This window comes from Thalassospira lucentensis (genome assembly GCF_050516545.1).
GTDB classification, from domain to species: Bacteria; Pseudomonadota; Alphaproteobacteria; order Rhodospirillales; family Thalassospiraceae; genus Thalassospira; species Thalassospira lucentensis_C.
The window spans coordinates 282,147-307,496 of the sequence record NZ_CP191544.1 but is presented as its reverse complement, the minus strand read 5'-3'; the positions used below and the strand labels follow the sequence as shown (position 1 = coordinate 307,496).

The following is a 25,350-nucleotide window of genomic DNA, read 5'->3' as shown; positions in this document are numbered from 1 at the left end:
GATCAAAAACCACATGATTTTTAATCGATCAAAACTAGGCCGGAATGCACGGAAACAAAACCCTAAATACCCATCTGCGCATCACTAGAATGTGAAATACATACTTTAAAATCAATTAGATACTGGAAATCAGCAACGGAAATGATACATTTTGCAAAACAATAATTTCAATCCTGACTTTCATTCATGACGAAAGATCGTTGCAGCAGATGCAGCAGGGAGGATTAAAACAAATGACCGACACAATAATTGAAACGCCAGACAAGACACCGGACGCCGCAATTGAAAACCGCATACATGGCATTGGTGTACGCGAAATAAGTACCGATCATTCTGGTAGCTGGCTTGAAGCTGGATGGCGCGATTTTAAACGTACACCTGCCATCGGGCTAAGTTATGGGGCTTTTTGCGTTCTGGCAGGCTGGCTTGTCGTGCTGAGCATCTTTCGCACAGGGCAGCCCTATCTGACCCTGCCGCTTGCAGCAGGCTTCATGCTGCTTGCGCCTTTGGTCGCCGTTGGGCTCTATGAAACCAGCCGCCGCCTTGAAATGGGTGAAAATGCCACCCTGTGGCACAGTCTGAATGGATTTCGCCGCAATCCCGGACAGATCGGCGCAATCGGCGTGGTGTTGATGCTGTTCTTTCTGGCATGGACACGGATTGCGATGTTGTTGTTCGCACTGTTCTACAATGGCACCGTGCCATCGCTGGATGTGCTGGTTTGGGAAACTTTCTTTTCGCGGGACGCCATCACGTTCCTGATCACGGGCAGCATCCTTGGCGGGGCGCTTGCGATCATTGTTTTTGCCATATCGGTTGTCTCGATCCCGCTCTTGGTAGATCGGGATGTTGATGTCATCACCGCTGTTATAATCAGCGTTTCGGCATTCAAGAAAAACTGGAAAGTTCTGATCGGCTGGGCTGCGGTCATTGCCATCCTCTCAGCCTGTGGCATGATTGCCTTTATGTTTGGATTAGCTGTTATCATGCCGCTTCTTGGTTATTCCAGTTGGCATGCCTATCGCGGGATCATTGATACCAGTGAAGCCGATGTCGCCCGATTGCGCCGTCAGGTGCCCTGAAGAAGCATCCAAACAACACTGCATTCACATCCATCACGAAAAACGCTGCCTCGAAAGGCAGCGTTTTTCGTGATGGAATACAGCAATGTTCAAATCACACCTTTGAAATGATATCTGGTAAGCTTGCCGCAAATTGCCCACAATCTGCCGTCAACAGGTAGTCACCATTCAACCATCTGCATTTGCGAGATAAATTTATCATGCGCCGTCCCCCTGCAATTCGTCATGTTGTCGCGGTTTCAACATCGCTTTTTGCCCTGATCGCAGTTGCAGAAAATGCCTATGCCCAAACAAATACCGCAGGTGGGCCGCAATCAAATCGCACACCTGATGAAAAATGGGGCGTCTCCCTGTCTGTCGAAAACGATCTGTTCACGCCAACCAACAGTGATCAACATTACACCAACGGCGTACGACTGGCCTTTGTCTCGCCCGAGGATTCAGCACCGGCAACGTTCCTGAACATTGCGAAAAAGGTGCCGTTCTTTGCATCCCAAGGCCGCATTCGAACCAGCTATTCTCTGGGCCAGACGATGTATACGCCTGATGATATTACCATCGCGGAAAATCAGCCCAATGATCGACCATGGGCCGGGATGCTGTATGGCACGGCCGGGCTTTTGTCCGATACCGGCCTTCAAAGCGATGGCGATGCCAGCAACTATTCGCGCATTGATACACTTGAACTGACACTTGGCGTTGTCGGCCCTGCGTCGCTTGCCGACAAAACGCAGGATTTCGTTCACAAACTGATCGACAGTCCGCGCCCCGAAGGCTGGGACAATCAGATCAAGAACGAACCGATCATTGGCCTGACCTATCAACGTAAATATCGCAGTTGGTTTGAAGCCGACATTGCCGGGATCGAATTTGATGCCACGCCCCACGGGGCGCTGACACTTGGCAATGCGTTTACCAATGCCGAACTGGGGACCATGTTCCGAATGGGCTTTGATTTACCTGCCGATTACGGCCCGCCGCGCATTCGCCCAAGCCTGCCGGGATCAGATTTCTTTGCCCCGGATACCGAAGGCTTCCCGTTAAGCGGTTATTTGTTTGCCGGTTTTGCCGGCCGCTATGTTGTTCGCGACATCACCCTTGATGGCAACACATTTGCCGACAGCGCATCGGTGGACAAAGAACCGTTGGTGGGGGATTTGCAAATCGGTGTTGCCATGATCGTTGGGCAGGCCCGCCTGACCTACACCCATGTTTATCGCACGGCCGAATTTACCGCCCAAAGTGGTGCCGATCAGTTCGGGTCGATATCCCTGTCATTCCGGTTCTAATCATGAAAAACGGGGCCAAATGGCCCCGCTTTCACGATCTCATGCAATTGTATGAGGATATCAAAGACCCGGAATAAGCTTGCCCGGATTCATCAGCCCCTTGGGGTCAATCGCTGCTTTGATCGTCCGCATCAGGGCAATGGTGTCTTCGCCATGTTCGGCAACCATAAAATCAAGCTTGCCATAGCCAATGCCATGTTCCCCGGTACAGGTCCCGCCAAGCTTCAACGCACGTTCGACCATGCGTGTATGCAGGCGGTTGGCTTCGGCCATCTGGACCGGATCTTCGGGATCGAGCAGGATCAGGGTGTGGAAATTACCATCCCCGACATGGCCAATGATGGTGCAGGTCAGCGGGCTGGCATCACAATCGGCACGGGTTTGCGAAATGGCTTCGGCCAAGCGCGAAATTGGCACGCAGACATCGGTCGGCATCCCGGCCTTACCCGGTTCAAGTTGCAAGGATGCGTAATAGGCCTTGTGACGTGCGGCCCACAACTTGTTGCGGTCTTCCTGTCGGGTTGCCCACTGGAATTCTTCGGCACCATATTCTTCGGCCACCGACTGCACGAACTCTGCCTGTTCTTTCACCCCGGCTTCAGAGCCATGAAATTCAAAGAATAAGGTCGGAGCTTCTTTGTGATCAAGCTTGGAATAATTGTTGACCGCACGCACTTGCAATTCATCAAGAAATTCAATCCGCGCCACCGGAATACCGGCCTGAATGGTCAGAATGACGGTATCAACAGCCGCCTCAACCGATGGGAAGGCACACACCGCCGCCGACATTGCTTCGGGGATGCCATACAGCTTCAACCCAATTTCCGTGATCACACCAAGGGTGCCTTCGGACCCGACAAACAAACGGGTCAGATCATAGCCCGCCGATGATTTCCGCGCCCGATTGGCAGTTTTAATGATCTTGCCATCCGGGGTCACCACGGTCAGGTTCAGAACATTTTCACGCATGGTGCCATAACGCACCGCATTCGTTCCCGATGCGCGGGTCGCGGTCATGCCGCCAATCGATGCATTCGCCCCCGGATCAATCGGAAAGAACAAACCCGTATCGCGCAAATGTTCATTAAGCTGTTCACGGGTCACCCCCGCCTGAACACGACAATCAAGGTCTTCGGTATGGACCTCAAGGATCGCATCCATCCGTGACAGATCAATACAAATCCCGCCGCGCAGGGCCGCAACATGGCCTTCAAGCGACGATCCCGTACCAAAAGGCACAATCGGAACATCATGTTCAGCACAGAGCTTCACCACTTCGGCGACTTCTTCGGTCGATATGGCAAACACAACCGCATCAGGCGGTGAAGACGCGTGCCAGCTTTCATCCTTGCCATGCTGCTCCAGCACAGCCGCCGCTGTTGAAAGCCGATCACCCAACATTTCGCGCAAGGAACTGATCAGACTTTCGGGGGTTTCGACGCGTTCATAATGACGATCTGACATGGTTTTACTCTTTGGCCTCTTTGGTCCTGGTGGCGGTCCGGGCAACAAGTCATATGATATGAGGTTTAAGCCTGCTGTCCTTGATAGGGGCGCATAGACTACGCCGGGATCTCAAAAATTGGTATTACCTTTTACCCAAAAAGGGCAAAAAATCTGCGTATTGTGGCGGGATGCATTTCCTAAAAGACCAAATGCATCCCGTAAAAATCAACGCACAGCAAAAGACAGCAAAGCTTGGCGCTGCTTAGCCTTTGTTGCGGTCTTGCGGCAAAGCAGCAGCAATACGATCTGCAAGGCGCGAGAATGGCAGGCTTTGCAGCCATACAGTCCCCGGACCTTCAAGGGTCGTGACAAACAATCCCTCTCCGCCAAACAATGCATTGGTGAACCCGCCGACAAACTTGATGGAATAATCGACAGATGGCGTCATGGCCACCAGCGCACCGGTATCAACCCGAAGCGTTTGACCCGCTTTTAGATCCTTGCGAATGATGGTGCCGCCGGCATGCATGAAGGCCAAACCATCACCGCTGAGCCGCTGTAGAATGAACCCTTCGCCGCCAAACAGCCCGGCGCCAAGTTTCTTGGAAAAGGCGATATCAATATCAATGCCCGCTGCGGCACACAGAAACGCATCTTTCTGGCAAATGATCTCCCCGCCATATTCGGCCAGATCAAGCGGAACGACCTTGCCCGGATAGGGTGCGGCAAAGGCAACATGCCCCTTGCCCGATCCTTCATGGACAAAGCTTGTGATAAAGAATCCTTCGCCGGTCAGCATGCGTTTGAACCCAGAGAAAATTCCCCCGCCCGTTCCGGTCTGCATGGCAATGCCATCGCCCATATACATCATGGCGCCGGCTTCGGCCCGAACCCCTTCGCCCGGATCAAGTTCGATCTCTACCAACTGCATTTCTTCGCCATGGATCATATAGTCGATCACGTCTGCCATGCGGGCGTCTCCTGTTTTGAATCTGTCGTTGAGTTTTTATGCTCCGGCTAAGTCTGAAACTTGTTGTCCCTGATCGCAAGAAAAAGGGCAACAATCCGCTAGCTTCAAAACCGCCAAGACCGATCGGCGTTATGAAGTGTTTAAGTTTCGACCCTGTAGAATTTTATCATCGGCCTTGTTCATGAAGAAACATCACGTTTCTCTAAGTCCATGCAATCACGATAACCCAATGTTTTAATGATCCTTTAGTCGGATTTTCTGGAAAACTAACTTGTTCTTCATTCAACAAGGCAAATATAGAACTTGAGCCCTCAAACATTGAGACCCTAACTTTCAGCACGCAGACGACAAAGGCACGCACCATGGTCTCACTGAAAACATTGGACTGGATCACGCAGGATGAGGCCCTTGAGGTCTCGCTTACCAAATGGCAACGTGTTGTTGATTTGATGACCACCTTGTTGGGGGCAACAGCAGGCTACGTTGTTGAATATCATGCCGATCATGGATATCGCGCGGTCCTGACCAGCCAGAACCCCGAAAACCCCTATCCCAAAGTACCTGACAAGCCCGAACCGATTGATTCCAATATCTATTGCCGTCGCGTTGTGCAATCGAAGGCATCCCATTATGAACCCGACGCCACGGGCAAAGACGAATGGGCGGATAATCCGGAACTGATCGAAATCGGTTATGTGTCATATTTCGGTATTCCGCTTTTGTGGCCCAATGGCGAAGTGTTTGGGACGCTGTGCGTCTATGACAAAAAACCAACCGGTTATGACGAGACCCTGCTTGAATTGATGGGTGTTTTCCGTGATTTGATCGAAGCTGATTTAAAGCTGTATGAGCAGTTTGAAATCATGCGTAACCTGTCGATGAGCGATCCATTGACCGGGTTAAACAACCGTGCGGGGTTCGAATTGCTTGCCGAACAGAAAATCCGCATTGCCAAACGCTATAAGCACAATATCGGGATCATTTTTATCGATCTCGACCGGATGAAACACTGGAACGATGATTACGGCCATGCCGCCGGTGATGCGGCGCTACGTGCCGTTGCCGAGGCGATCACTCAAAGCATTCGCGAAGTCGATATTTGCGGTCGGGTCGGCGGGGACGAGTTTGCTGTTCTTGGCTATGTCCGCAACCGTGGAGACCTGACCACCATCATTACCCGGGTTCGTAACGCATTGACCCATACGAAACTGATCGTCCCGAATGCAAAATCCCCTATTCAGGAAACCCCGGAAGTCAGTTCCGGTGCGTCGGTCTTTTTTGATCCACTAACCGAAAGCCTTGAAGAAATGATGGCGGCTGCGGATCTTGAAATGTATCGCGACAAACGACAGCGCAAGAATAAATAACATCGGGTATCTGTTGCCAACTTCCGGCAGAAAACCAACCCTTTTCGCGTTACGTCATCGGGGAATTCTGTCTTCCCCTGCGCGGTATTAACGACATGGTATGGTTTTTCGGGCAGACTCCCCACCGGGCGCAACGTCCCACATAAAAATAACGATCACGAGCTTGTAAAAATGCAGATCCGCAAAGGCACTGCCGACGACCTTCCCTTTATCCGCGACCTGACGAAACGGGCAACGGATGCAACCTATTTCAGAGATGGCATGGATGATGCTGCAACAATGACGGTTGCAAACTATGTCGAACGTTCGACCGGGGTTTTTGAACATGCGCTTGGCAGCGACAACCATTCGATCTATGTCGCCACTGCCGATGATCAGATTCTTGGATACGTGATTGCCATTCACGAAATTCCTGAAATCGACTGGATCATGGTTGATCCGGCATCGCATGGCAGTGGTGCAGGCAAGGCGCTTATGATCGCCGCCCTTGATGCACTTGCGGAAAAAGGCCCGCGCGGCAATGTGCGTTTGACCGTGGTTGCCCATAATGAACGCGCCAAAGCCTTTTACCGCAAGTTCGGTTTCCTTGTGACCGGCCCGGTCCCCGGCCGCGATATCCCGACCGTGGAAATGCAGCGCGCGGCTTGACAACAGGGGCGCAAAACGACATTTTGCGCCCTGAATTTAATCGGAGCTTTTATGTCAGAGACCCGGCACAGCCGCTGATCGCGGTTTGACAGCCCAAAGCCCGGTCCAATGAATTTGGATCAGGCTTTATTCCTTTAAGACCGCTGATCAGCAGATCGGATCGCATGCCGAAACATTGTTTTGGCGGGCGTGACCGGTACTGTTGTGCCCGTCCCGATCGGAAACCGCTTTTCTTACTGGTTTTCGGACTCTGACCATTGAATATATCGAAAAATGAACAGCGCGTGCTTCATGCACTCGCACAAGGCGGCCTGATCAAAGTGATTAAGGACGACAAAAATCATATCCTCGAAGCAGATTGCATCACACGTGACGGCTGGTTTCTAACCGACTGCACGATCGAGGTTTTCAAGAAACTACGCAAACGCCGCCTGATCCGTTCACACGGCGGCGCACCGTATCGCATCACCCGCGAAGGACTGCTTGCGGTACGTGCAGAATTGTTTCAACGCTAATGACAAAGCCCGGCTGTTTTGCAGCCGGGCTTTTGATTATGCGTGGCTAAGGATATTGACCAGCTTGCCAAACGGGTCGCGGACATAAAACCGCCGGACACCCCATGGTTCATCGACCGGGCCATATTCGATTTCAATGGCGGCGGCCTGCATCCGGGCGAGTGTTTCTTCCAGATCATCGACCTCAATCGACATATCGGGCACCGGGGTTCCTGAACCGCCTTCGGTCGCAAAATTGACCTGTGTGGTCATGGTTTGACCAGATGCGGCGAATGTCCTGATCCAGCCATGATCCATGACGGTCGAAAGCCCCAGAATATCCTCGTAAAAGGCTTTGGCCTTGGCGATATCCGTAACCGCGAAATTTGAAACGATCCGTTTGACAACCATGTCACATGCTTCCCGTTACTGCGCTGCCTTTGTATCAACATCATCCTTATGACGCTTATACGGCCCGAACGGGATTTCCTTGGGCGCGAAGGTTTCAGGCGATGCCCGGTCCCAGCGCGAATGCCAGTCATGGAGTTCTTCGATTTCGGTTTCGGCTAACAAGAAGCCTTCTGGCAAATAGGGATAGGCTTCGTTGCCATCCAGAAACTCGTTGTCTTTTTGCCGGACCATAAAGTGATAGGGCATGAAATTGCGTGGGTCATGCAGGCCCGCCGCCCCGGTAATTTCGGCCAACGCATGCATGGTGTTTTTATGGAACCGTGCAACACGTTCGCTTTTATCGCCCGGATCAAGGGCGCGTTGACGGATTTTGTCCTGTGTCGCAATGCCAACCGGACAGCAGTTGGTATGACATGACTGGGCCTGAATACAGCCCAGCGCAAACATGAAACCACGCGCGGCATTACACCAATCCGCCCCAAGGGCAAGGGTTCGCGCGATATCAAAGGCCGAAACAATCTTGCCCGCCGCCCCCACTTTGACCTGTTCACGAAGACCCGCCCCGCGCAGGGCATTATGCACAAAGGTCAGGCCTTCATGCATCGGCATGCCGACATGGTTGGCAAATTCAACCGGGGCAGCACCAGTGCCGCCTTCCTTACCGTCAACAACGATGAAATCGGGCACAATGCCGGTTTTCAGCATGGCTTTCAGGATGCTCATGAACTCGCGGCGATGCCCGATACAAAGTTTGAACCCGACCGGCTTGCCGCCTGAAAGGTCGCGCAGTTTTCCGATGAATTCCATCAAGCCAATCGGCGTGGAAAATGTGCTGTGCGCGGCGGGTGAAATGCAATCAACACCCATCGGGATGCCGCGTGCTTCGGAAATTTCCTTGGTGATCTTGGCAGCCGGCAACATGCCGCCATGGCCGGGCTTTGCGCCCTGGCTTAGTTTCAGTTCGATCATTTTAACTTGCGGATCGGCGGCTGTTTCCGCAAAGCGTTCTTCCGAGAATGAGCCATCATCATTGCGGCACCCAAAATACCCCGATGCCACTTGATAAATCAGATCACCACCGCCTTCGCGGTGATAGCGCGAAATACTGCCTTCCCCGGTATCATGGGCAAATCCGCCCTTCTTTGCGCCCTTGTTCAGTGCCAAAATCGCATTGCCCGATAGGGAACCAAAGCTCATCGCCGAGATATTATAGAGGCTTGCGTGATAGGGTTGTTTGCACTTTGGCCCGCCAACACGGACGCGAAAATCGCTATCGGATATTTTGGTTGGGGCGACCGAATGGGTCAGCCACGCATAACCGGATTTATAGACATCTTCGATGGTGCCAAACGGGCGTTTGTCTTCGGCCCCCTTGGCACGTTGATAAACCAAACCACGCGACTGGCGGCTAAAGGGGATTTGGTCCTGATCGCTTTCAAGCAAATATTGGCGGATTTCCGGGCGGAAGCTTTCAAGGATAAAGCGGATATGTGCACTTATGGGATAGTTGCGCAGGATGGAATGCTTGTTCTGATGCAAATCACGTAGACCGACAAGCAACAGCAAACCAAAGATGATGGCAGGCAGCCAGAACCAACTATTTACTTCCGTGGCACTGATGACAGAAATAACGGTCAGAAGTGCAACGCCGATGATCACGAAATAGCGTTGGTTCGTTATAAAGAATTTCACGGTGCTCTCATCCTGTCTGTTCAGGTCGATCTGATTGGCCCTTGGTCCATATCCTATGCGGGTAGGCATATGGTGCCCCGGCTCATTGATTGCAGCAACGCCATTATCATCCCTGATTTAATCATCGGCCTCAATGGCAATGTCATTCATCACCATCTGAAATGTCGGCATCAACTTATCATCATTGACTGGATATCAGAGAAAAGCTCAAATCAACCTTAGTCAGATATCAATGGAACAAATGCAACTGAAAGAAACACTATGTCCAATTCTAAAAATCGTGCTGGAGTTGATTTTGTTGTCTCAGTAGATGCACTAAATTCAATTGATATCAATAAACTACTCAAGGAGCTGACTTCAGTTGATAGCCACGATATTTACAAGGTATTCCAAAACGCACTGCAAAGTTGCGACGACGTTCAAAAACAAGCTTTAGAATTATTGTCGCATTTGACCTATTTGCATTTCAAACCGGAAAGCGTAGACCAACCTTTTAGCCCTGTTCAAGTTCATGGTGACCGCAGATCACTTATTCCTAGCGATCTCCTCAGTGAACAAGTCGATATACTCGCCGAATTTGTAAAAACTATCGAGAACCCCGGTCTAAAAGCACGTGTTGCCGATATTGTCTGGGTTCTCAAACGGCGACATATCGATCTGGCAGAACTGGCTATTGACCGCTACTTACATTCTGTGGCGCAGGTTCAATCTGGAAAAATGCACTTCGCCTTTGATCAGCAATCTGCTTGTGGCATTTCAGGAATCGAGTACCTAACACGGGCGATAACGATTTCATATACAACGAGGTGGAACCTACAGGTTTCAAATGAGATCAAGCCACTCGTTAATGATTTAATTAACTCTGTCGCGACTGCACCCAAAAGTGAAGAATTTGTAAGAATAGCAAATTTATCTGCACGATATGGACTATCTGATTACAAAAAATTGGCGGATCAAGCTTCCGAACTTGCAGATCAAAACATCACTGAAAATGCGTTGGAAACACGTATCCGATTGCTTGAAATCGCCAAGGTATGTGCGAAGAAGGCGAGCGCAGACGAGATGCACGAATCTTTCTTGTTTGCCATATCAGAGTGCTACGAAAAAAAGTCAGACGCCTCTGATTCCCTGATGAACAAAGCATCTTTTCTAAAAGACGCAATAGATACTCTACGAAATCATCCGAATACTCGCCTAAGACGTGATGAACTTCATGAAAAAATGAGAAAAGTTCAGGAGAGAATGAGAGATGAATTCGCTACCGTCAGCACTAAAATCGACCTAACTGAACTCGCTCAAAACTCAATTGAAACCGTCAAAGGCCTTTCGTGGCCTAACGCATTAATTACTCTTTTCACATGCGATGACGTCCCAACCCCTGAGGACTTACGAAAAGAAGTAGAACAAGATATTTCCGCCCACCCACTCGTGAACTTAATCCCTACCACAGTGTGTGATTTTCAAGGGCGCACTGTTTTTAAATCAAACGGATTAATCGCCGAAGAAGAGGAAGGCGAGAGCAGTGAGCACTTCAAATACCTAATGGCCAAACAACGCGACCATGCCCGTCAAGTAGCTGTTTCAGGCGTAATTTCTCCAATTCGTCAAACCATTTCCTCAGAACACTCTGTTCCAGTCCGAATTATAGAAGAACTAATAAGAACTAGTCCATTCATCCCACGAGCACACAGCCACATATTTGCTCTAGGTATTTCCTATTTTATTGGCGGAGCGGATATTCAAGCTAGCTCGTTACTTCTGCCACAATTGGAGAACTCGCTACGCCATTTGTTGTACATGACAGGGAAAGACACAACATCTGATTCAGGGGGAATACAAACCGAAGCGTCACTATCGGTTCTACTAAAAGCCACCAATCACTGGAGAACGGACCTTGAAGAACTACTTACTACTCGATTTGTTAATGAACTAGATTTGCTCTTTAATTTTCCCGGTGGACCGTCTGTTAGGAACCAATTCGCACACGGAAAGATGCCTACAGCGGCCTATTGGGACCACAACACGATTTACGGAACCTGGCTTATTATTCAGTTAGCGCTGCTACCTCTAACTGTGGACTGGAATGAAATAGAGCTGAGGTTCTCGTCAATCACCGGGTTGCAAAAGAAAAACTAGATTTACCTCGCTGCAAATAGTGGCAATCCGCTTCGCATCAAGAAAAAGCCGCCCGACAGAATGACTGACGGGCGGCTTTGAATTTAACAGGGTGGTTTATTGTGCGAACGGCAATTATGCCTTGCCGTACCCACCGCCGCCCGGCGTTTCGATGATGAAGACATCACCGGGATGCATTTGCGCACCATCGGTTCCTTTAAGTTCTTCAACCGTGCCATCAACACGTTCAATCGCATTGCGGCCGAGCTTACCCGGCTCTCCGCCCGCAACCGCCTGATTTGGAACGCGGCGATGGTTTGACAGGATCGATGCGGTCATGTCTTCAAGGAAACGGACCCGGCGCGTTGTGCCATCGCCACCTTTGAATTCACCATTGCCGCCCGATCCTTTGCGGATTTCAAAACTTTCAAGCAGAACCGGGAAACGCCATTCAAGCACTTCCGGGTCGGTCAGGCGCGAGTTGGTCATATGGGTGTGAACACCGCTTGTCCCGTCAAAGCCCGGACCGGCCCCCGAACCACCGCAGATGGTTTCATAATACTGATGCGTATCATTGCCCCAGGTGAAGTTATTCATGGTGCCTTGCGCACCTGACATCACGCCAAGGGCGGCATAAAGGGTGTCGGTGACATGCTGGGACGTCTCCACATTCCCGGCGACAACAGCAGCAGGATAAACCGGGTTCAGCATGGATCCTTCGGGCACGATCAGATTGACCGGCTTCAGACACCCGGCATTCAGCGGAATGTCATCATCAACCAGCGTTCTGAAAACATACAAAACAGCCGCACGGGTCACAGCAGACGGTGCATTGAAGTTGTTATCAAGCTGATCGGATGTGCCGGTGAAATCAACCGTGGCAGAACGGGTTTCCTTATGAATGGTGACCTTGGCCTTTACGACCGCGCCATTGTCCATTTCATAGGAAAATTCACCGTCTTTCAGGACATCGATCACGCGGCGCACGCTTTCTTCGGCATTGTCCTGCACATGACCCATATAGGCATGAACAACATCAAGGCCAAAGTGATCGACCATCTTGCGCAGTTCCTGAACACCTTTTTCGTTCGCGGCAATCTGCGCACGGAGATCGGCGATGTTCTGATACGGGTTGCGAGCCGGGTATTTCGCCCCTTCAAGCAAACCGGTCAGGCCCGCCTCATCAAACTTGCCCTGATCAACCAGTTTGAAGTTGTCGATCAGAACGCCTTCTTCTTCAAGAATACGCGAATTTGGTGCCATTGATCCCGGCGTGATCCCGCCAACATCGGCATGGTGACCACGCGATGCGACATAGAACAGGATATCCTTGCCATCATCACCAAAGACCGGCGTGATCAGCGTGATATCGGGCAAATGCGTGCCCCCGTTATACGGGTCATTGAGCATATAAACATCGCCGGGCTTCATCACCCCGACATTCTTGCGCATGACGGCCTGAACAGATTCGCCCATTGATCCCAGATGCACCGGCATATGCGGCGCATTGGCGATCAGAAGGCCTTCCTGATCAAACAGCGCACAGGAGAAATCAAGACGTTCCTTGATGTTCACCGAATAGGACGTATTGGCAAGGGTAACGCCCATCTGTTCGGCAATATTCATGAACAGATTGTTGAAGACTTCAAGCATCACCGGATCGGCCTGGGTGCCAATCGCCTCGGACCGTTTCATGGGAACAACACGGGTCAGAACCAGATGATCACGACTGTTGACCCTGGCTTCCCAGCCCGGATCAATCACGGTGGTGCCAACCGGCTCGACAATCACCGCCGGACCGCGCACGGTCGCACCGGGTTTCATGTCATCGCGCTTATAGAATGGCGTATTTTCCGATGTGCCATCAAAGACAACCGCACGGGTGGCAAGGGCGTTCGGGGTGACACCATCGGTGTTATCGGATTTTGCTTCGGCATCTGGCAGGCTTTGTGTTTCGCCAACGGCCTCGACCGCGACGGCTTCAACCACCAGCGGCTTTTCATCCATGACAAAGCCGTAACGCTGTTTGTGCTGTTCTTCGAACTGCGATTTGATCGCCGCAACATCGCCGAAATCAACGATCAACGGCGTGTCGGTGCCGTCATAGCGCAGATGCAGCTTTTTCAGCATGCTGATCTTGGCATCCGGAATGCCCTGTTCATGTAATTCGGCACGGGCATCAACGGCCAAGGCATCCAGACTTTTATCCAGACCACCAAGGGCACCTGCTTCAAGCTTGGCCTCGACCGCCTGTTCGCGCATCGCACGGATATCGGCAAGCCCCATGCCATAGGCCGACAAAACACCGGCAAACGGATGGACAAATACCTTTGTCATGCCAAGGGTGTCTGCGACCTGACAGGCATGCTGCCCACCAGCCCCGCCAAAGCATTGCAAGATATAATCGGTCACGTCATAGCCGCGCTGCACCGAGATTTGCTTAATCGCATTGGCCATGTTTTCAACGGCAATGCGCAGGAAACCTTCGGCGACTTCTTCGGGGGTGCGAACCTGACCGGTGCTGTCCTTGATCTTGGCTGCCATGGCTTCAAAGCCCGCCTTGACCGCATCAGCATCAAGTGGCTCGTTGCCTTCGGGGCCAAAAACATTGGGGAAGAAGTCCGGCTGCACCTTGCCCAGCATGACGTTAATGTCCGTCACGGCAAGCGGCCCACCACGACGATAAGCCGCAGGACCGGGATTTGCACCCGCACTGTCCGGGCCAACACGGAAACGTGCGCCATCGAAATGCAAGATTGACCCACCACCGGCCGCAACCGTGTGGATTTTCATCATGGGTGCGCGCATGCGTACACCGGCAACCTGTGTTTCAAAGTCGCGCTCATACTCGCCGTCATAGTGCGAAACGTCGGTGGACGTGCCCCCCATATCAAACCCGATGACCTGTTTGAAACCATCCATTTCAGCGGTACGGACCATGCCAACAACCCCGCCAGCCGGACCAGACAGGATGGCGTCTTTGCCTTGGAATTTGGCCGCGTCGGTCAGGCCACCATTAGACTGCATGAACATCAGTTTCACGCCGCCCAGTTCGGACGCCACCTGATCAACATAACGGCGCAGGATCGGGGACAGATAGGCATCAACCACCGTGGTATCGCCGCGCGAGACCAATTTCATCAGCGGGCTGACTTCATGACTGACAGAAATCTGGGTGAAACCAACTTCGCGGGCGATCTCGGCTGCTGCGTTTTCATGCGCTGTATAGCGATACCCATGCATGAAGACGATGGCACAGGCGCGAATGCCCGAGGCAAATGCCGCTTGCAGGTCTTTACGCAGATTGTCGCGATCAAGCGGGGTCAGTTCCGTTCCTTGGGCATCAAAGCGACCATCGGCCTCGATCACGCTTTCATAGAGCGTTTCAGGCAGTTTGATATTGCGGTCAAACAGACGCGGGCGGTTCTGATAGGCCAGACGCAGCGCGTCACGGAAACCCTTGGTAGTTACCAGAACCGTGCGGTCGCCTTTGCGCTCCAACAGGGCATTGGTGGCAACGGTGGTGCCCATTTTCACAGCTTCGATTTTTTCAGCCGGGATTTTTTCACCGGCAGGAACATCAAGCAGTTCGCGAATGCCCTGAATGGCCGCATCAGCATAGCGTTCCGGGTTTTCCGAAAGCAGCTTGTGGGTGACAAGTGATCCGTCAGGCTTACGCGCAACGATGTCGGTAAAGGTGCCGCCGCGATCAATCCAGAACTGCCATTTTGGCTGTCCGGTTGTCTGCGAGGTGGGCGATTTTTGGTCGTGAGAAGCCATGATGCTGTCTCCTTGGGCATCTGTAGTCATAAAATTCTGTACGAACGATCAGGTCTTCAAAAGACCGATCAGCCATTCATTTTCTGGGGCAGCCATGTTGCGATTTCCGGGAAAACGGTAATCAGCAATACGGCAAACAACAGCAGGAAGAAAAACGGCAAAGCAGCTAGTGCAATGGCAAACAGGTTCTTGCCTGTCAGGCCTTGCAAAACAAAAAGGTTGAAACCCACCGGCGGGGTGATCTGCGACATTTCGACCACCAACACCACATAGATGCCAAACCACAAAAGATCGATCCCGGCTGCCTGAACCATCGGCAGGATGACCGAGGTGGTCAGAACCACCACCGAAATCCCGTCAAGGAAACAGCCAAGAACAATAAAGAACACGGTCAATGCGGCAAGCAGCGCATAGGGCGACAAATCCATCAGCGCAATCCATGCCGCAAGCTCACGCGGGATACCGGTAAAGCCCATAGCAACGGTCAAAACAGCCGCACCAGCAAGAATGAAACAAATCATGCAGGATGTGCGCGTTGCCCCCATGATGCCGTCGATCAAGGTTTCTTTGGTCAATGAGCCGCTGAGACCAGACAGGATCAGGGCACCGACCACACCAAATGCTGCAGCCTCGGTCGGGGTGGCAACCCCGCCATAGATTGATCCGATAACCGCACTGATCAATAAAATGACCGGGATCAAACGACCCGATGCGCGAACTTTTTCGCCAAACGGGATGGTTTGGGCAGCGGCGGGCATTTTGTCCTTGTTCATCGTTGCCCAAATGCCAACGAAGCTCATGAACATAATGATCAGCATCGCGCCGGGCAAAACACCGGCAATGAACAAACGCGCAATCGAAAGTTCGGCTGAAACACCATAGACAATCAAAATGATTGAAGGCGGGATCAAAAGACCAAGGGTACCTGACCCGGCCAAAGTGCCAAGGATCAGTTTGTCGGGATAGCCTTGTTTACGCAGTTCGGGGATCGACATGCGGCCAATGGTTGCCGCCGTTGCCGCCGATGACCCTGACACCGCAGCAAAGATGCCACAGCCCAGAATATTCACATGTAACAAACGACCGGGCAGCTTGTTGAGCCATGGGGCAAGACCAGTAAACATGTCTTCTGACAGTTTTGATCGAAACAGGATTTCACCCATCCAGATGAACAGCGGCAGCGGTGCCAACGACCAAGTCGCCAAGCTTGACCACGCGGTTGTCGCAATGATCGGGCCGGTCTGCGCACTGGTGAAGAAATCAAGCGCGAATACACCAATCGCAAATAGCGCAAGTGCAACCCAAAGCCCCGCCCCAAGGAACAGGAACAACAGCCCCATCAGGATCAGGCCAATTTCAAGAACTTCCATGACCGTTTCCTACTCGTTCAACTCGCTTGCTTCGCCAAGGGCAAAAGCAGCGTCGCGACCAGCCACTGTATCAATCAGGGCTTCAATCATGCCGATGGTGAAAACAACCAATCCAAAGGCCATCGCGGTTTGGGGGATCCAAAGCGGGAAGGCCAATACACCCGGTGACGTATCACCGTATGAAAAGCTTTCTTCGGCCAAAACCGCCATCCACCAGGCAAAATACCCGCCAAGGAAGGTTGCAGCGCATAAGGTGATGCTTTCCATCACCCGGCGGACTTTGCCATTCAGATGCGAAAGTACAATCATCACCCGAATATGCGTCCCGGCACGAAGGGCTGGTCCAAGGGCAAGGAACGTTCCCGCCGCAAGACAAAAGCCTGCCAATTCGTTGGCGTCATGAACCGCAATCCCAACCAACCGGCCAAGCGATTGCGCCAGAATAAGAAGGGCAATGGCCACTAAGAAGAATGCGGCAAGCCCGGCACTGAACTTAAAAAGATAGTCTAGTAATCTGCGCACAGCAGTCCCCTTTCCGCCCGCGAGTGATCCCGGTGGTTTCTCAATCAAACAGTACGGACAGTAACATTAAAATGTGGGGCTTGTCCGGGACCGGACAGGGGTGAGCCCGCCCGATCCCGCAAGATACAAGAAGCTTAGTTCTTGAACGCGTCGATGATGGCAGCACCTTCATCGCCGGTTTTGTCCAGCCACTCGGAAACCATGGTTTCGCCAGCTTTGGACAGACCAGATTTCAGCTCGTCACTCGGTGCGGCAACGTTCATGCCATTGTCAGAGAGAACTTTTTTCTTCTCGTCTGCTTCGGCCATGCTCATTTCCCAACCGCGGGTTTCGGCTTTGGCAGCGGCATCAAGAACAGCTTTCTGCGCATCGGCCGGAAGGGCGTCGAAGGATTTCGCATTGACGACAATCATGTTTTTCGGAAGCCATGCCTGAACGTCATAGAAGTTCGAAACGAAGTCCCATGCTTTGGAATTTGCACCGGTTGACGGGGATGTGATCATTGCTTCGACAATGCCGGTCGCAAAGGCGGTGGGGATTTCCGGAACTTCAACCTGTGTCGCAACCATGCCGGTCAGATCGGCCAACTGCGAGGTGGTCGAGTTATATGCACGGAATTTGATGCCTTCGAGATCTTCGACCTTGGCAATCGGGTTTGCGGTATACAGACCCTGTGCCGGCCACGGAACAGCGTACAGAACTTTCAGACCGTCTTTTTCAAGAGCAGCTTCGATCCCTTCGCGCGATACTTCCCAAAGTTTCTTGGCTTCGTCATAGGACGTTGCAAGGAACGGGATCGCATCAACGGTATAGATCGGGTTTTCATTGGCCAGAAGCGAAATCAGGGTCTCGCCAATCGGCACCAGACCGCGCTGAACCGAACGTTTGATATCGGCATGTTTAAACAGCGAGCCGCCGGAATGAACGGTAATGGTCAGCTCACCACCAGACGCGTCATTCACGTCCTTGGCAAATTCGATAATGTTCTGGGTGTGGAAAGTCGCATCCGGATACGGCGTTGCCATATCCCATTTTTCAGCAGCAGAAGCCAGACCGGCCGACATCGTCATTGCAGCAATTGCGACGGTAGAAAGTGCTTTTTTCAGCATTGTTCAAGTCTCCCTGTGTGTGGTGAGAGCCGATACACATTTTTGCGCACCGAGACTCCAAAGTAGCCTCCCGACACATTAATCACATTTTACTGACAAATTGTCAATGTTGTTTCATGGCTGATATGCAGAATGCGGGAAACTACGCACGATCTTGCGCCCGCGCGTCCACATCAGAACGTGCAATCAATATGATATTTCTGGATTTATGGCCGTGTGCTACTTTCCCCGCAAACAACAACAAGGAGAAAGCCCGTGCATGATCTTTCGGGGAAATCGGTCTGGATTACCGGTGCAGGTAGCGGCATCGGCGAGGCGATCGCAAAATCGCTTGCGGCGGCGGGTGCGCGGGTGGCGCTTTCCGCCCGACGCGAAGAAACGCTTCAGCAGGTCGCAAGTGCGATTGCCTCAGATGGCGGAAAAGTCGAAATCCACCCGCTTGATATCAGCAACAACGATCAGGTTGCAGACGCCGCCCGCAACATCGTCAATTCCATCGGGCCGATTAATGTCCTGATCAATTGCGCGGGCATCAACACCCCGAAACGGCATTGGCGGGATCTTGATATTGCCGAATGGCATCGCATCGTCGCGGTCAATCTCAATGGTGTCGCCAATACGGTTTGTGCAACCCTGCCCGTCATGCGCGCGCAAAAAGACGGGCTGATCATTAATATTGCGTCCTGGGCAGCACGGCACGAATACGCGGTCGCCGGGCCTGCCTATATCGCGTCCAAACGCGGTGTTGTGGACCTGTCGCACAGCATCAATCAGGAAGAAATGCACAACAATATCCGCTGCTGCTGCATCAGCCCGGGCGAAGTTGCCACACCGATCCTGAACCAGCGCCCGGTCCCGCTTGGCGAAGACGAACTTGCTTTGCTGTTAAAGCCCGACGATCTGGCCGACATGGTCACCTATGTGGTCGCGGCCCCTACACGGGTCTGCTTCAATGAAATCGTGATGTCCCCAACGCACAACCGGGCCCTTCTGCCGCAGCCCTAAGGTCGGGGTGCCGTTACCTCGTAGACATAAAAAAGGCAGCGCCGATGATAATTCATCGCGCTGCCTTTTGATTGCTCTTCAGAAATCCCTGATCACATCGCACTTGCCGCGCGCGATGCCTGATCATAGACACCGGAAATGGCGCGCAGCGTTTTGGCAACGTCGCCGACTTCTTCGCTGTTTACGCCAAGACGCTGGAAGGTTTCGACAAGACAGGCTTCGCGGACTTCACGGTATTTTTCGCACATCGCGCGTCCGTCTGCGGTTGTGCCGTAATGCACTTCCTTGCCGCGCTTGATGCCTTCGACCAAACCAAGCTTGCGAAGCTTTTTCAGGGAATAGTTCACAAGATGGCTGTCTTCGACATTCAGAACAAAGCAGACTTCAGAAAGGCTTTTCTCGCGTTCGCGTGAATTGACATTGTGCAGCACAAGAATATCAAGCACGGACACATCGGGCATCCCGGCGGCCCGCATGCAACGTACCATCCAACGGTTAAACGCATTCCCCGACAAGATCAGGGCAAATTCAAGCTCGGACAGTTCGGCAGCGCGTTCCGAGACAAGATGTGACGATGAGACAATACGCGTTTTTTCAGCCATCCGACGTTCCCTGCTTTCAATTCTTCAGCTCTGTTATCGTCGATTTCAAATGAAATCATCGCAAGTTTGTCGGGATTTTATCGTAATAAAGGCGACAAGGTAAAGCCCCTGCCGCCTATTATTCTCGACAAATCATCGTCAAAGTGCGCGCATGCGTTCCAGGAACCCATCAATCTGGGTGCGCAAATCACTATTTTGTCTGTCCAGATTGTCCGCCGATGCGTTGACGTCTGTTGCCGCAGTGTTGGTTTCACTTACCGCCGCTGACACGCCTTGCATGGCCGATGAAATTTCCTCAGTCCCGGCAGCTGCCTGCTCAACATTTTGTGAAATTTCACTGGTGGCGACGGTTTGTTGTTCCACCGCAGCTGCAACGGCTGCAGCACGTTCACTGATATCGGCAATCATGGTGACGATTTCGTCAATCGCATCAACCGCAATACCCGTTGCCTGCTGGATATCATTGATCTGGGTGGTGATGTCTTCGGTCGCCTTGGCGGTTTGGTTGGCAAGGTTTTTGACTTCGCTTGCGACAACGGCAAAGCCTTTTCCGGCATCTCCTGCACGGGCAGCCTCAATGGTCGCATTAAGGGCGAGCAGATTCGTTTGACCGGCAATGTCACTGATAAGGCCAATAACCTCGCCAATTTTAAGGGCCGAATCATTCAAGCCCTGAATATTGTCATTGGTACTGCGCGCCCGCTCGGTTGCGGAAAGCGCCATGTTGGATGTTTCACTGACCTGACCGGAAATCTCGTTGATCGAAGCCGAAAGTTCCGTTGCCGCGGTTGCCACCAATTGGACATTTGCCGATGCTTCTTCGGCCCCCGATGATACCGCCATGGATTGATTGGCTGCTGTATCTGCACTGCTGCGCAGAACGTTGGAAACCTGATGGAGTTGCTTAACAGCTGCGGTCACGTCAACCATTACCGCAACAACGGCCTTATCAAATTCCTGAATATACTGTTCTTGCGTTTCCATGCGTTTGCGCCGCTGTTCATCGCGCTTTTTCTCGGCCGCTTCGAGTTTGATGCGCTCTATTCCATTTTCACGGAACACAAGAACCGCACGGCCCATCTCGCCAATTTCATCAGCGCGTTTGACTTCATTGATATCCACATCAAAGTCATTATCGGCAAGACGGGTCATTTTGTTGGTGAGACCTGCAATCGCACGAACAATGGCCCGCGACAGCAGGAATGAAAGCCCTAAAAGCGCGATCAGTCCAATGATATACATCACAACTGTAACTGTCAGACTGGTCGCCGCAATTTTTTCGGCACGTTGCTTTTCCGCCAATGCCTTTTCACCGATAGACACACTCAACGCGTCAAGGATCGGTTCGGCTTCGGCATAGTAATCAGACAGAAGGCCCAATTCGGAATTGCGTTTCAGAATTTTTTCAGCCAGTGCTTTAAAATCACTGACATAAGAATTCATCAGCTTGGCAATATCGGCTTTTTCGCCCTCAGAAATATCTGAAGCCGCGAGTGCCGGACCGAATTCTTCCAAACGGCTATCAATGCGCTCGACATATTTTTCATCAATGCGCGCGAGGAAATCTTTTTCGTGGCGCCGCATCATTAACATGATGATCGTCAGCTTATCCGCATTGTACTTGCCCAATGCTTCTTCAACATCATGCACGGATCCACGCAAGCTTCCCAAGAGACCGCTTTCTTCGTCAAAGCCGATCTCCCGCTGCAAATTGACAATCGTGGTAAACTCGTTTGCATAACTGGCAAATGCGGCCCTGATTTGAGACATCTCAGCGTCATAGGCCTCCAGGCTCTCATCAGCTTCAAGTAGGTCCAAATCAGCATTCACACGCGCAACGACATCGCCATGCTGGGTGATATATTTCTCATCAAGCCGAAGCAAGAAATCCTTTTCACGTCGGCGGGCATCGAGAAAATCACGCGAGATTGCATCCGCGACCAGTTTCACATCGAATGCGTTCTGGGCAACCACTTGTGCTGATTGTCGTTGCTGATTGGCGACAAACTGCACAGCCCCCACCACAACAAAGATCACAAATGCTACAGCACCGATCAACGAGATTTGATAGAGAAGTCTCATACGGGAAAGAAAATTCATCTCGGCCCCCAAGCCTTGAACCTGCACTATGCTTAAGTATTTCAATTCATAAGTCAGGTGCAGATCCGCGTTAAAAGACGAAGCGGGAAACGTCGTCACCCCAGTCCTTGTAGTTTGGGATGCAGTAGTCAATTTATCAGAAGATAAATATGACAATTTTGTTACAAGCCATCGATTTCTGGGATTCCAATCGCTTTCTGGCGTGAATATGCATTTCCACCGGCACCCGCTTTTACGTTATTCAAACACATTTGCACCCAGACCATACAAAACAAGGGGGAAGAACAATCTCCCCCCCCCCCCCTTTCGAGTAGATTCACTTATGCTTTCTGCCCGTTAAGTTCAGGATACGTCACGCATCCGTTCAAGGAATTGGTCAATCCGGGTGCTTAGATGATCGCTTTGCGTCCCCAGATTGTCTGCCGATCCCCGGACATCGGATGCCGCATTGGTCGTATCATTCACGGCAGTCGATACGCCTTGCATGGCAACCGAAATTTCACTGGTGGCCGATGCAGCCTGTTCCACATTCTGCGAGATTTCGCTGGTGGCAACGGTTTGTTGTACGACCGCTGCTGCAACGCTGGATGCCCGTTCACTGATATCGCTGATCATGCGAACGATTTCATCAATGGCCCCGACCGCTGACTGTGTTGCCTGTTGGATATCATTGATCTGAACGGTGATGTCTTCGGTTGCCTTGGCGGTTTGATTGGCAAGGTTTTTAACTTCGCTGGCAACCACGGCAAAGCCTTTGCCAGCTTCCCCTGCACGTGCGGCTTCAATCGTTGCGTTAAGTGCCAGAAGATTGGTTTGCCCGGCAATATCGTTGATCAAGCCAATGACTTCGCCAATACGCACAGCTGCGGCATTCAAGCCTTGGATATCGTCATTGGTTGTTTGTGCGCGTTCGCTGGCCGAAATCGCCATCTGGGACGTATCACTGACCTGTCCGGCAATTTCATGGATGGAAGCGGAAAGTTCGGTTGCTGCGGTTGCAACAAGCTGCACGTTCGAAGATGCCTCTTCCGTACCAGCAGATACCGTAACGGATTGTTCATTGGCCGTTGACGCGCTTTTGCGCAAGGCTTCGGAAACGGTATGAAGCTGCTGAACCGCTGTACCGACCTCACTCATCATAGCAACAACATCATTATCGAATTCACGAATATGCTGTTCCTGTTTCACGATGCGTTGGCGTTGTTTTTCATCTAGTTCGCGTTGTTGATTTTCAAGTTTTTGCCGTTCAAGTCCGTTTTCACGAAACACAACAACGGATCGGCCCATTTCGCCGATTTCGTCTTTACGATCTGCTTCTTCAAGTTTGACATCAAAGTCATTTTTCGCCAGTCGCGCCATTTTGGTTGTCAGGCCGGTAATCGCGCTTACAATTGCCCGCGCAAGGATAATTGACATCAAAATCAGCACGACCGCACCGGCAATGAAGATACCAAACGTAATACGCACACCGGTCTGCGCAATTTCTTCAGCTCGGAGCTGCATGCTTGCTGCAACCTGCCCGATGTCTTGACTTAGCGATTCAAGAACCGGCTCGACCGCAGAATAATAAGCGCTCAGTCTTCCCAGGGATTCTTCGCGGGCCAATGTCGCCTCGGCCAGCGCCTTGAAGTCCGATACATAGGACTCCATCAACTTACCAAGTTGGGCTTTCTTGTCATCTTGAATGCTGCCGGCCTTTTGCAAGGCGGCCGCGAATTCTTTGGACGTTGCTTCGACGCTGTCGATATAGGCCGGGTCAAGACGGGCGAGAAAATCCTTTTCATCGCGGCGCATTTTCAATACCGCAATCGACAGATCCTTAGAATCAGTAAGGCCCAGCATGGCTTCGAACTTCGCTACTTCGCCAAGGGCCTTCTCGACCTCGGATGCGGCCGTCCGCATTTCACCAAGCAGCCCCATATTCTCATCAAGACCCACTTTGATCTGCAGGTCGACCACAGTAGCAAATTCACTTACATAGTCTTCAAATGCGACGCGGGCCTGTCCGACATTATCAAGAAGCCCGCCCAGCTCTTCACGTCCAGCCAGTTCGTCAAGCCCGGCACGCACTGCCTTGGCCGTTTCACTGTGGGCTGTGATAAATTCCTCGCTTCGGCGCAGAACGAAATCTTTTTCGTGGCGCCGGGCATTTAGAAATTCCCGCGACACTTCATCAACAGTCAATTGATCAGCCGTTGCTGCCTTTGCGATCAATTGGGCAGATTGGCGTTGTTGATCGGCAACAAATTGTGTCGTTCCAACGATGGCAAAGATCACCAGCGCAACGATGCTTAGCAGCGAAATCTGGTATACCAGCTTCATGCGCGACAAAAAGGACATGTTTCCACCCCGGATTTAATGTTTGGGCTTATTGTTATCGTTTTATTATTTGACCCTAATTGAACCATTCTACCTTTGGTAGATCAATAAACACTTAAGTATATATCTAAAGGGCATTATTCTTTCATTTGGGTACCTAGAATCATAATTCCACTATTTATTTTCCGTCTTTGCCAACTATGTTGTGTGCTGGGAAAGATGGTATGAATGGAACACCATTCCAATTCACACCACGCATCACAAAAAGCAGGACACAAATCACCCATGAGCATCTGGGGCAAAATTATTGGCGGAGCAGCAGGTTTTGCCTTGGGCGGACCGTTGGGCGCAATCCTTGGCACAGCAGCCGGCCATGTCGTCGACAAAATTAAAAACGGTGCCAGCAGCCCCCAAATTGGCGGCCAGGACCCAAGGCAGATTGCCTTTGCAACCGGTGTCATTGTGCTGGCGGCCAAAATGGCCAAAGTCGACGGCCATGTGAGCCGTGATGAAGTCAATACGTTCAAACGTGTTTTCCACATTCCACCGGGCGAGGAAAAGAATGTTGGGCGTATTTTTGATATGGCGCGGCAATCTTCAGACGGGTTTGAAATCTATGCCCGTCAGATTGCAACCATGTTCCAAGGTGAACGTGCGTTGCTTGAAGGCATCCTTGAGGCCCTTTATCAAATCGCCATGGCGGATGGGCAATTGCATCCGGCAGAACAGGACTTTTTGAAAAAAGTCGCGCATATCTTTGGCTTTGCGGATGTTGATTTTGACCGTGTCCATCATGCCTTTACATCCTCAAACGGGCCGGACCCGTATGAGCAGCTTGGCCTTGGACGCGATGCCAGCGACGATGATTTAAAGTCAGCCCATCGCAAACTGTCACGCGAAAATCATCCTGACACCTTGATGGCCAAAGGTATGCCTCCGGAATTCGTTGAACAAGCCAACGAAAAAATGGCGCGGATCAATGCCGCATGGGATCAAATCCGCAAGGAACGCGGGATCCGCTAACCAAAA

At 51.6% G+C, this 25,350-nt stretch carries 19 protein-coding genes; 8 read left to right on the top strand and 11 right to left on the bottom strand.

What is annotated here, in order from left to right:
- The first annotated feature begins 233 nt into the window (after positions 1 to 233).
- Together ACQ0MK_RS01285 and ACQ0MK_RS01280 are read left to right on the top strand one after the other, a co-directional pair.
- Complete coding sequence (locus ACQ0MK_RS01285) at positions 234 to 1,082, top strand: DUF2189 domain-containing protein (protein ID WP_430474492.1); 849 nt, start codon at positions 234 to 236, stop codon at positions 1,080 to 1,082.
- 200 nt (positions 1,083 to 1,282) lie between these two features.
- On the top strand, positions 1,283 to 2,371 hold the full coding sequence (locus ACQ0MK_RS01280) for a lipid A deacylase LpxR family protein (RefSeq protein ID WP_430474491.1): 1,089 nt from the start codon (positions 1,283 to 1,285) through the stop codon (positions 2,369 to 2,371).
- 60 nt (positions 2,372 to 2,431) lie between these two features.
- On the opposite strand, the gene ACQ0MK_RS01275 is transcribed toward ACQ0MK_RS01280, so the two are convergent.
- Together ACQ0MK_RS01275 and ACQ0MK_RS01270 are read right to left on the bottom strand one after the other, a co-directional pair.
- The gene (locus tag ACQ0MK_RS01275) at positions 2,432 to 3,835 is read right to left on the bottom strand and encodes an FAD-linked oxidase C-terminal domain-containing protein (RefSeq protein ID WP_430474490.1); all 1,404 of its coding nucleotides are present in this window, start codon (positions 3,833 to 3,835) and stop codon (positions 2,432 to 2,434) included.
- Between the two features lie 244 nt (positions 3,836 to 4,079).
- The gene (locus ACQ0MK_RS01270; RefSeq protein ID WP_430474489.1) at positions 4,080 to 4,787 is read right to left on the bottom strand and encodes a TIGR00266 family protein; all 708 of its coding nucleotides are present in this window, start codon (positions 4,785 to 4,787) and stop codon (positions 4,080 to 4,082) included.
- A gap of 362 nt (positions 4,788 to 5,149) precedes the next feature.
- Here ACQ0MK_RS01270 and ACQ0MK_RS01265 point away from each other — a divergent pair, with 362 nt between their 5' ends.
- The 3 genes from ACQ0MK_RS01265 to ACQ0MK_RS01255 all read left to right on the top strand — a co-directional run bounded on the left by ACQ0MK_RS01265 (position 5,150) and on the right by ACQ0MK_RS01255 (position 7,317).
- Positions 5,150 to 6,154: a sensor domain-containing diguanylate cyclase gene (locus ACQ0MK_RS01265; protein WP_430474488.1), complete on the top strand. Its 1,005-nt coding sequence runs from the start codon at positions 5,150 to 5,152 to the stop codon at positions 6,152 to 6,154.
- Positions 6,155 to 6,325: 171 nt separating this feature from the next.
- Positions 6,326 to 6,802, top strand: coding sequence for an N-acetyltransferase family protein (locus tag ACQ0MK_RS01260; RefSeq protein ID WP_430474487.1), 477 nt, complete (start codon positions 6,326 to 6,328; stop codon positions 6,800 to 6,802).
- Between the two features lie 257 nt (positions 6,803 to 7,059).
- Positions 7,060 to 7,317 (top strand): YjhX family toxin, encoded by a 258-nt coding sequence (locus ACQ0MK_RS01255; RefSeq protein ID WP_430474486.1) that lies wholly within the window; start codon positions 7,060 to 7,062, stop codon positions 7,315 to 7,317.
- Positions 7,318 to 7,353: 36 nt separating this feature from the next.
- Here ACQ0MK_RS01255 and ACQ0MK_RS01250 read toward each other — a convergent pair whose 3' ends face one another.
- The gene (locus ACQ0MK_RS01250; RefSeq protein ID WP_430474485.1) at positions 7,354 to 7,707 is read right to left on the bottom strand and encodes a VOC family protein; all 354 of its coding nucleotides are present in this window, start codon (positions 7,705 to 7,707) and stop codon (positions 7,354 to 7,356) included.
- Positions 7,708 to 7,722: 15 nt separating this feature from the next.
- On the bottom strand, positions 7,723 to 9,399 hold the full coding sequence (locus ACQ0MK_RS01245; protein ID WP_430474484.1) for an FMN-binding glutamate synthase family protein: 1,677 nt from the start codon (positions 9,397 to 9,399) through the stop codon (positions 7,723 to 7,725).
- 261 nt (positions 9,400 to 9,660) lie between these two features.
- Here ACQ0MK_RS01245 and ACQ0MK_RS01240 point away from each other — a divergent pair, with 261 nt between their 5' ends.
- Positions 9,661 to 11,535 (top strand): DUF4209 domain-containing protein, encoded by a 1,875-nt coding sequence (locus tag ACQ0MK_RS01240; protein WP_430474483.1) that lies wholly within the window; start codon positions 9,661 to 9,663, stop codon positions 11,533 to 11,535.
- Between the two features lie 114 nt (positions 11,536 to 11,649).
- Here ACQ0MK_RS01240 and ACQ0MK_RS01235 read toward each other — a convergent pair whose 3' ends face one another.
- The 4 genes from ACQ0MK_RS01235 to ACQ0MK_RS01220 all read right to left on the bottom strand — a co-directional run bounded on the left by ACQ0MK_RS01235 (position 11,650) and on the right by ACQ0MK_RS01220 (position 18,295).
- Positions 11,650 to 15,294, bottom strand: a complete 3,645-nt coding sequence (locus ACQ0MK_RS01235; RefSeq protein ID WP_430474482.1) for a hydantoinase B/oxoprolinase family protein — start codon at positions 15,292 to 15,294, stop codon at positions 11,650 to 11,652.
- A 68-nt stretch (positions 15,295 to 15,362) separates the two neighbouring features.
- Positions 15,363 to 16,664, bottom strand: coding sequence for a TRAP transporter large permease (locus ACQ0MK_RS01230; RefSeq protein ID WP_430474481.1), 1,302 nt, complete (start codon positions 16,662 to 16,664; stop codon positions 15,363 to 15,365).
- Between the two features lie 9 nt (positions 16,665 to 16,673).
- Positions 16,674 to 17,186 (bottom strand): TRAP transporter small permease, encoded by a 513-nt coding sequence (locus ACQ0MK_RS01225; RefSeq protein ID WP_430474480.1) that lies wholly within the window; start codon positions 17,184 to 17,186, stop codon positions 16,674 to 16,676.
- Between the two features lie 134 nt (positions 17,187 to 17,320).
- Positions 17,321 to 18,295: a TRAP transporter substrate-binding protein gene (locus tag ACQ0MK_RS01220; protein ID WP_430474479.1), complete on the bottom strand. Its 975-nt coding sequence runs from the start codon at positions 18,293 to 18,295 to the stop codon at positions 17,321 to 17,323.
- A 255-nt stretch (positions 18,296 to 18,550) separates the two neighbouring features.
- Here ACQ0MK_RS01220 and ACQ0MK_RS01215 point away from each other — a divergent pair, with 255 nt between their 5' ends.
- A complete protein-coding gene (locus ACQ0MK_RS01215) occupies positions 18,551 to 19,300 on the top strand; it encodes an SDR family oxidoreductase (RefSeq protein WP_430474478.1) in 750 nt (249 codons plus the stop codon).
- Positions 19,301 to 19,392: 92 nt separating this feature from the next.
- Here the strand turns inward: ACQ0MK_RS01215 and ACQ0MK_RS01210 are convergent, their stop codons facing one another.
- The 3 genes from ACQ0MK_RS01210 to ACQ0MK_RS01200 all read right to left on the bottom strand — a co-directional run bounded on the left by ACQ0MK_RS01210 (position 19,393) and on the right by ACQ0MK_RS01200 (position 24,342).
- On the bottom strand, positions 19,393 to 19,902 hold the full coding sequence (locus tag ACQ0MK_RS01210) for a winged helix DNA-binding protein (protein ID WP_350043965.1): 510 nt from the start codon (positions 19,900 to 19,902) through the stop codon (positions 19,393 to 19,395).
- 138 nt (positions 19,903 to 20,040) lie between these two features.
- On the bottom strand, positions 20,041 to 22,002 hold the full coding sequence (locus ACQ0MK_RS01205) for a methyl-accepting chemotaxis protein (RefSeq protein ID WP_430474477.1): 1,962 nt from the start codon (positions 22,000 to 22,002) through the stop codon (positions 20,041 to 20,043).
- 342 nt (positions 22,003 to 22,344) lie between these two features.
- Positions 22,345 to 24,342, bottom strand: a complete 1,998-nt coding sequence (locus tag ACQ0MK_RS01200) for a methyl-accepting chemotaxis protein (protein ID WP_430474476.1) — start codon at positions 24,340 to 24,342, stop codon at positions 22,345 to 22,347.
- Positions 24,343 to 24,606: 264 nt separating this feature from the next.
- Here ACQ0MK_RS01200 and ACQ0MK_RS01195 point away from each other — a divergent pair, with 264 nt between their 5' ends.
- Positions 24,607 to 25,344 carry a TerB family tellurite resistance protein gene (locus tag ACQ0MK_RS01195; protein WP_430474475.1) on the top strand — a complete coding sequence of 246 codons (738 nt, stop codon included), beginning with the start codon at positions 24,607 to 24,609 and terminating at the stop codon, positions 25,342 to 25,344.
- Positions 25,345 to 25,350 lie beyond the last annotated feature (6 nt).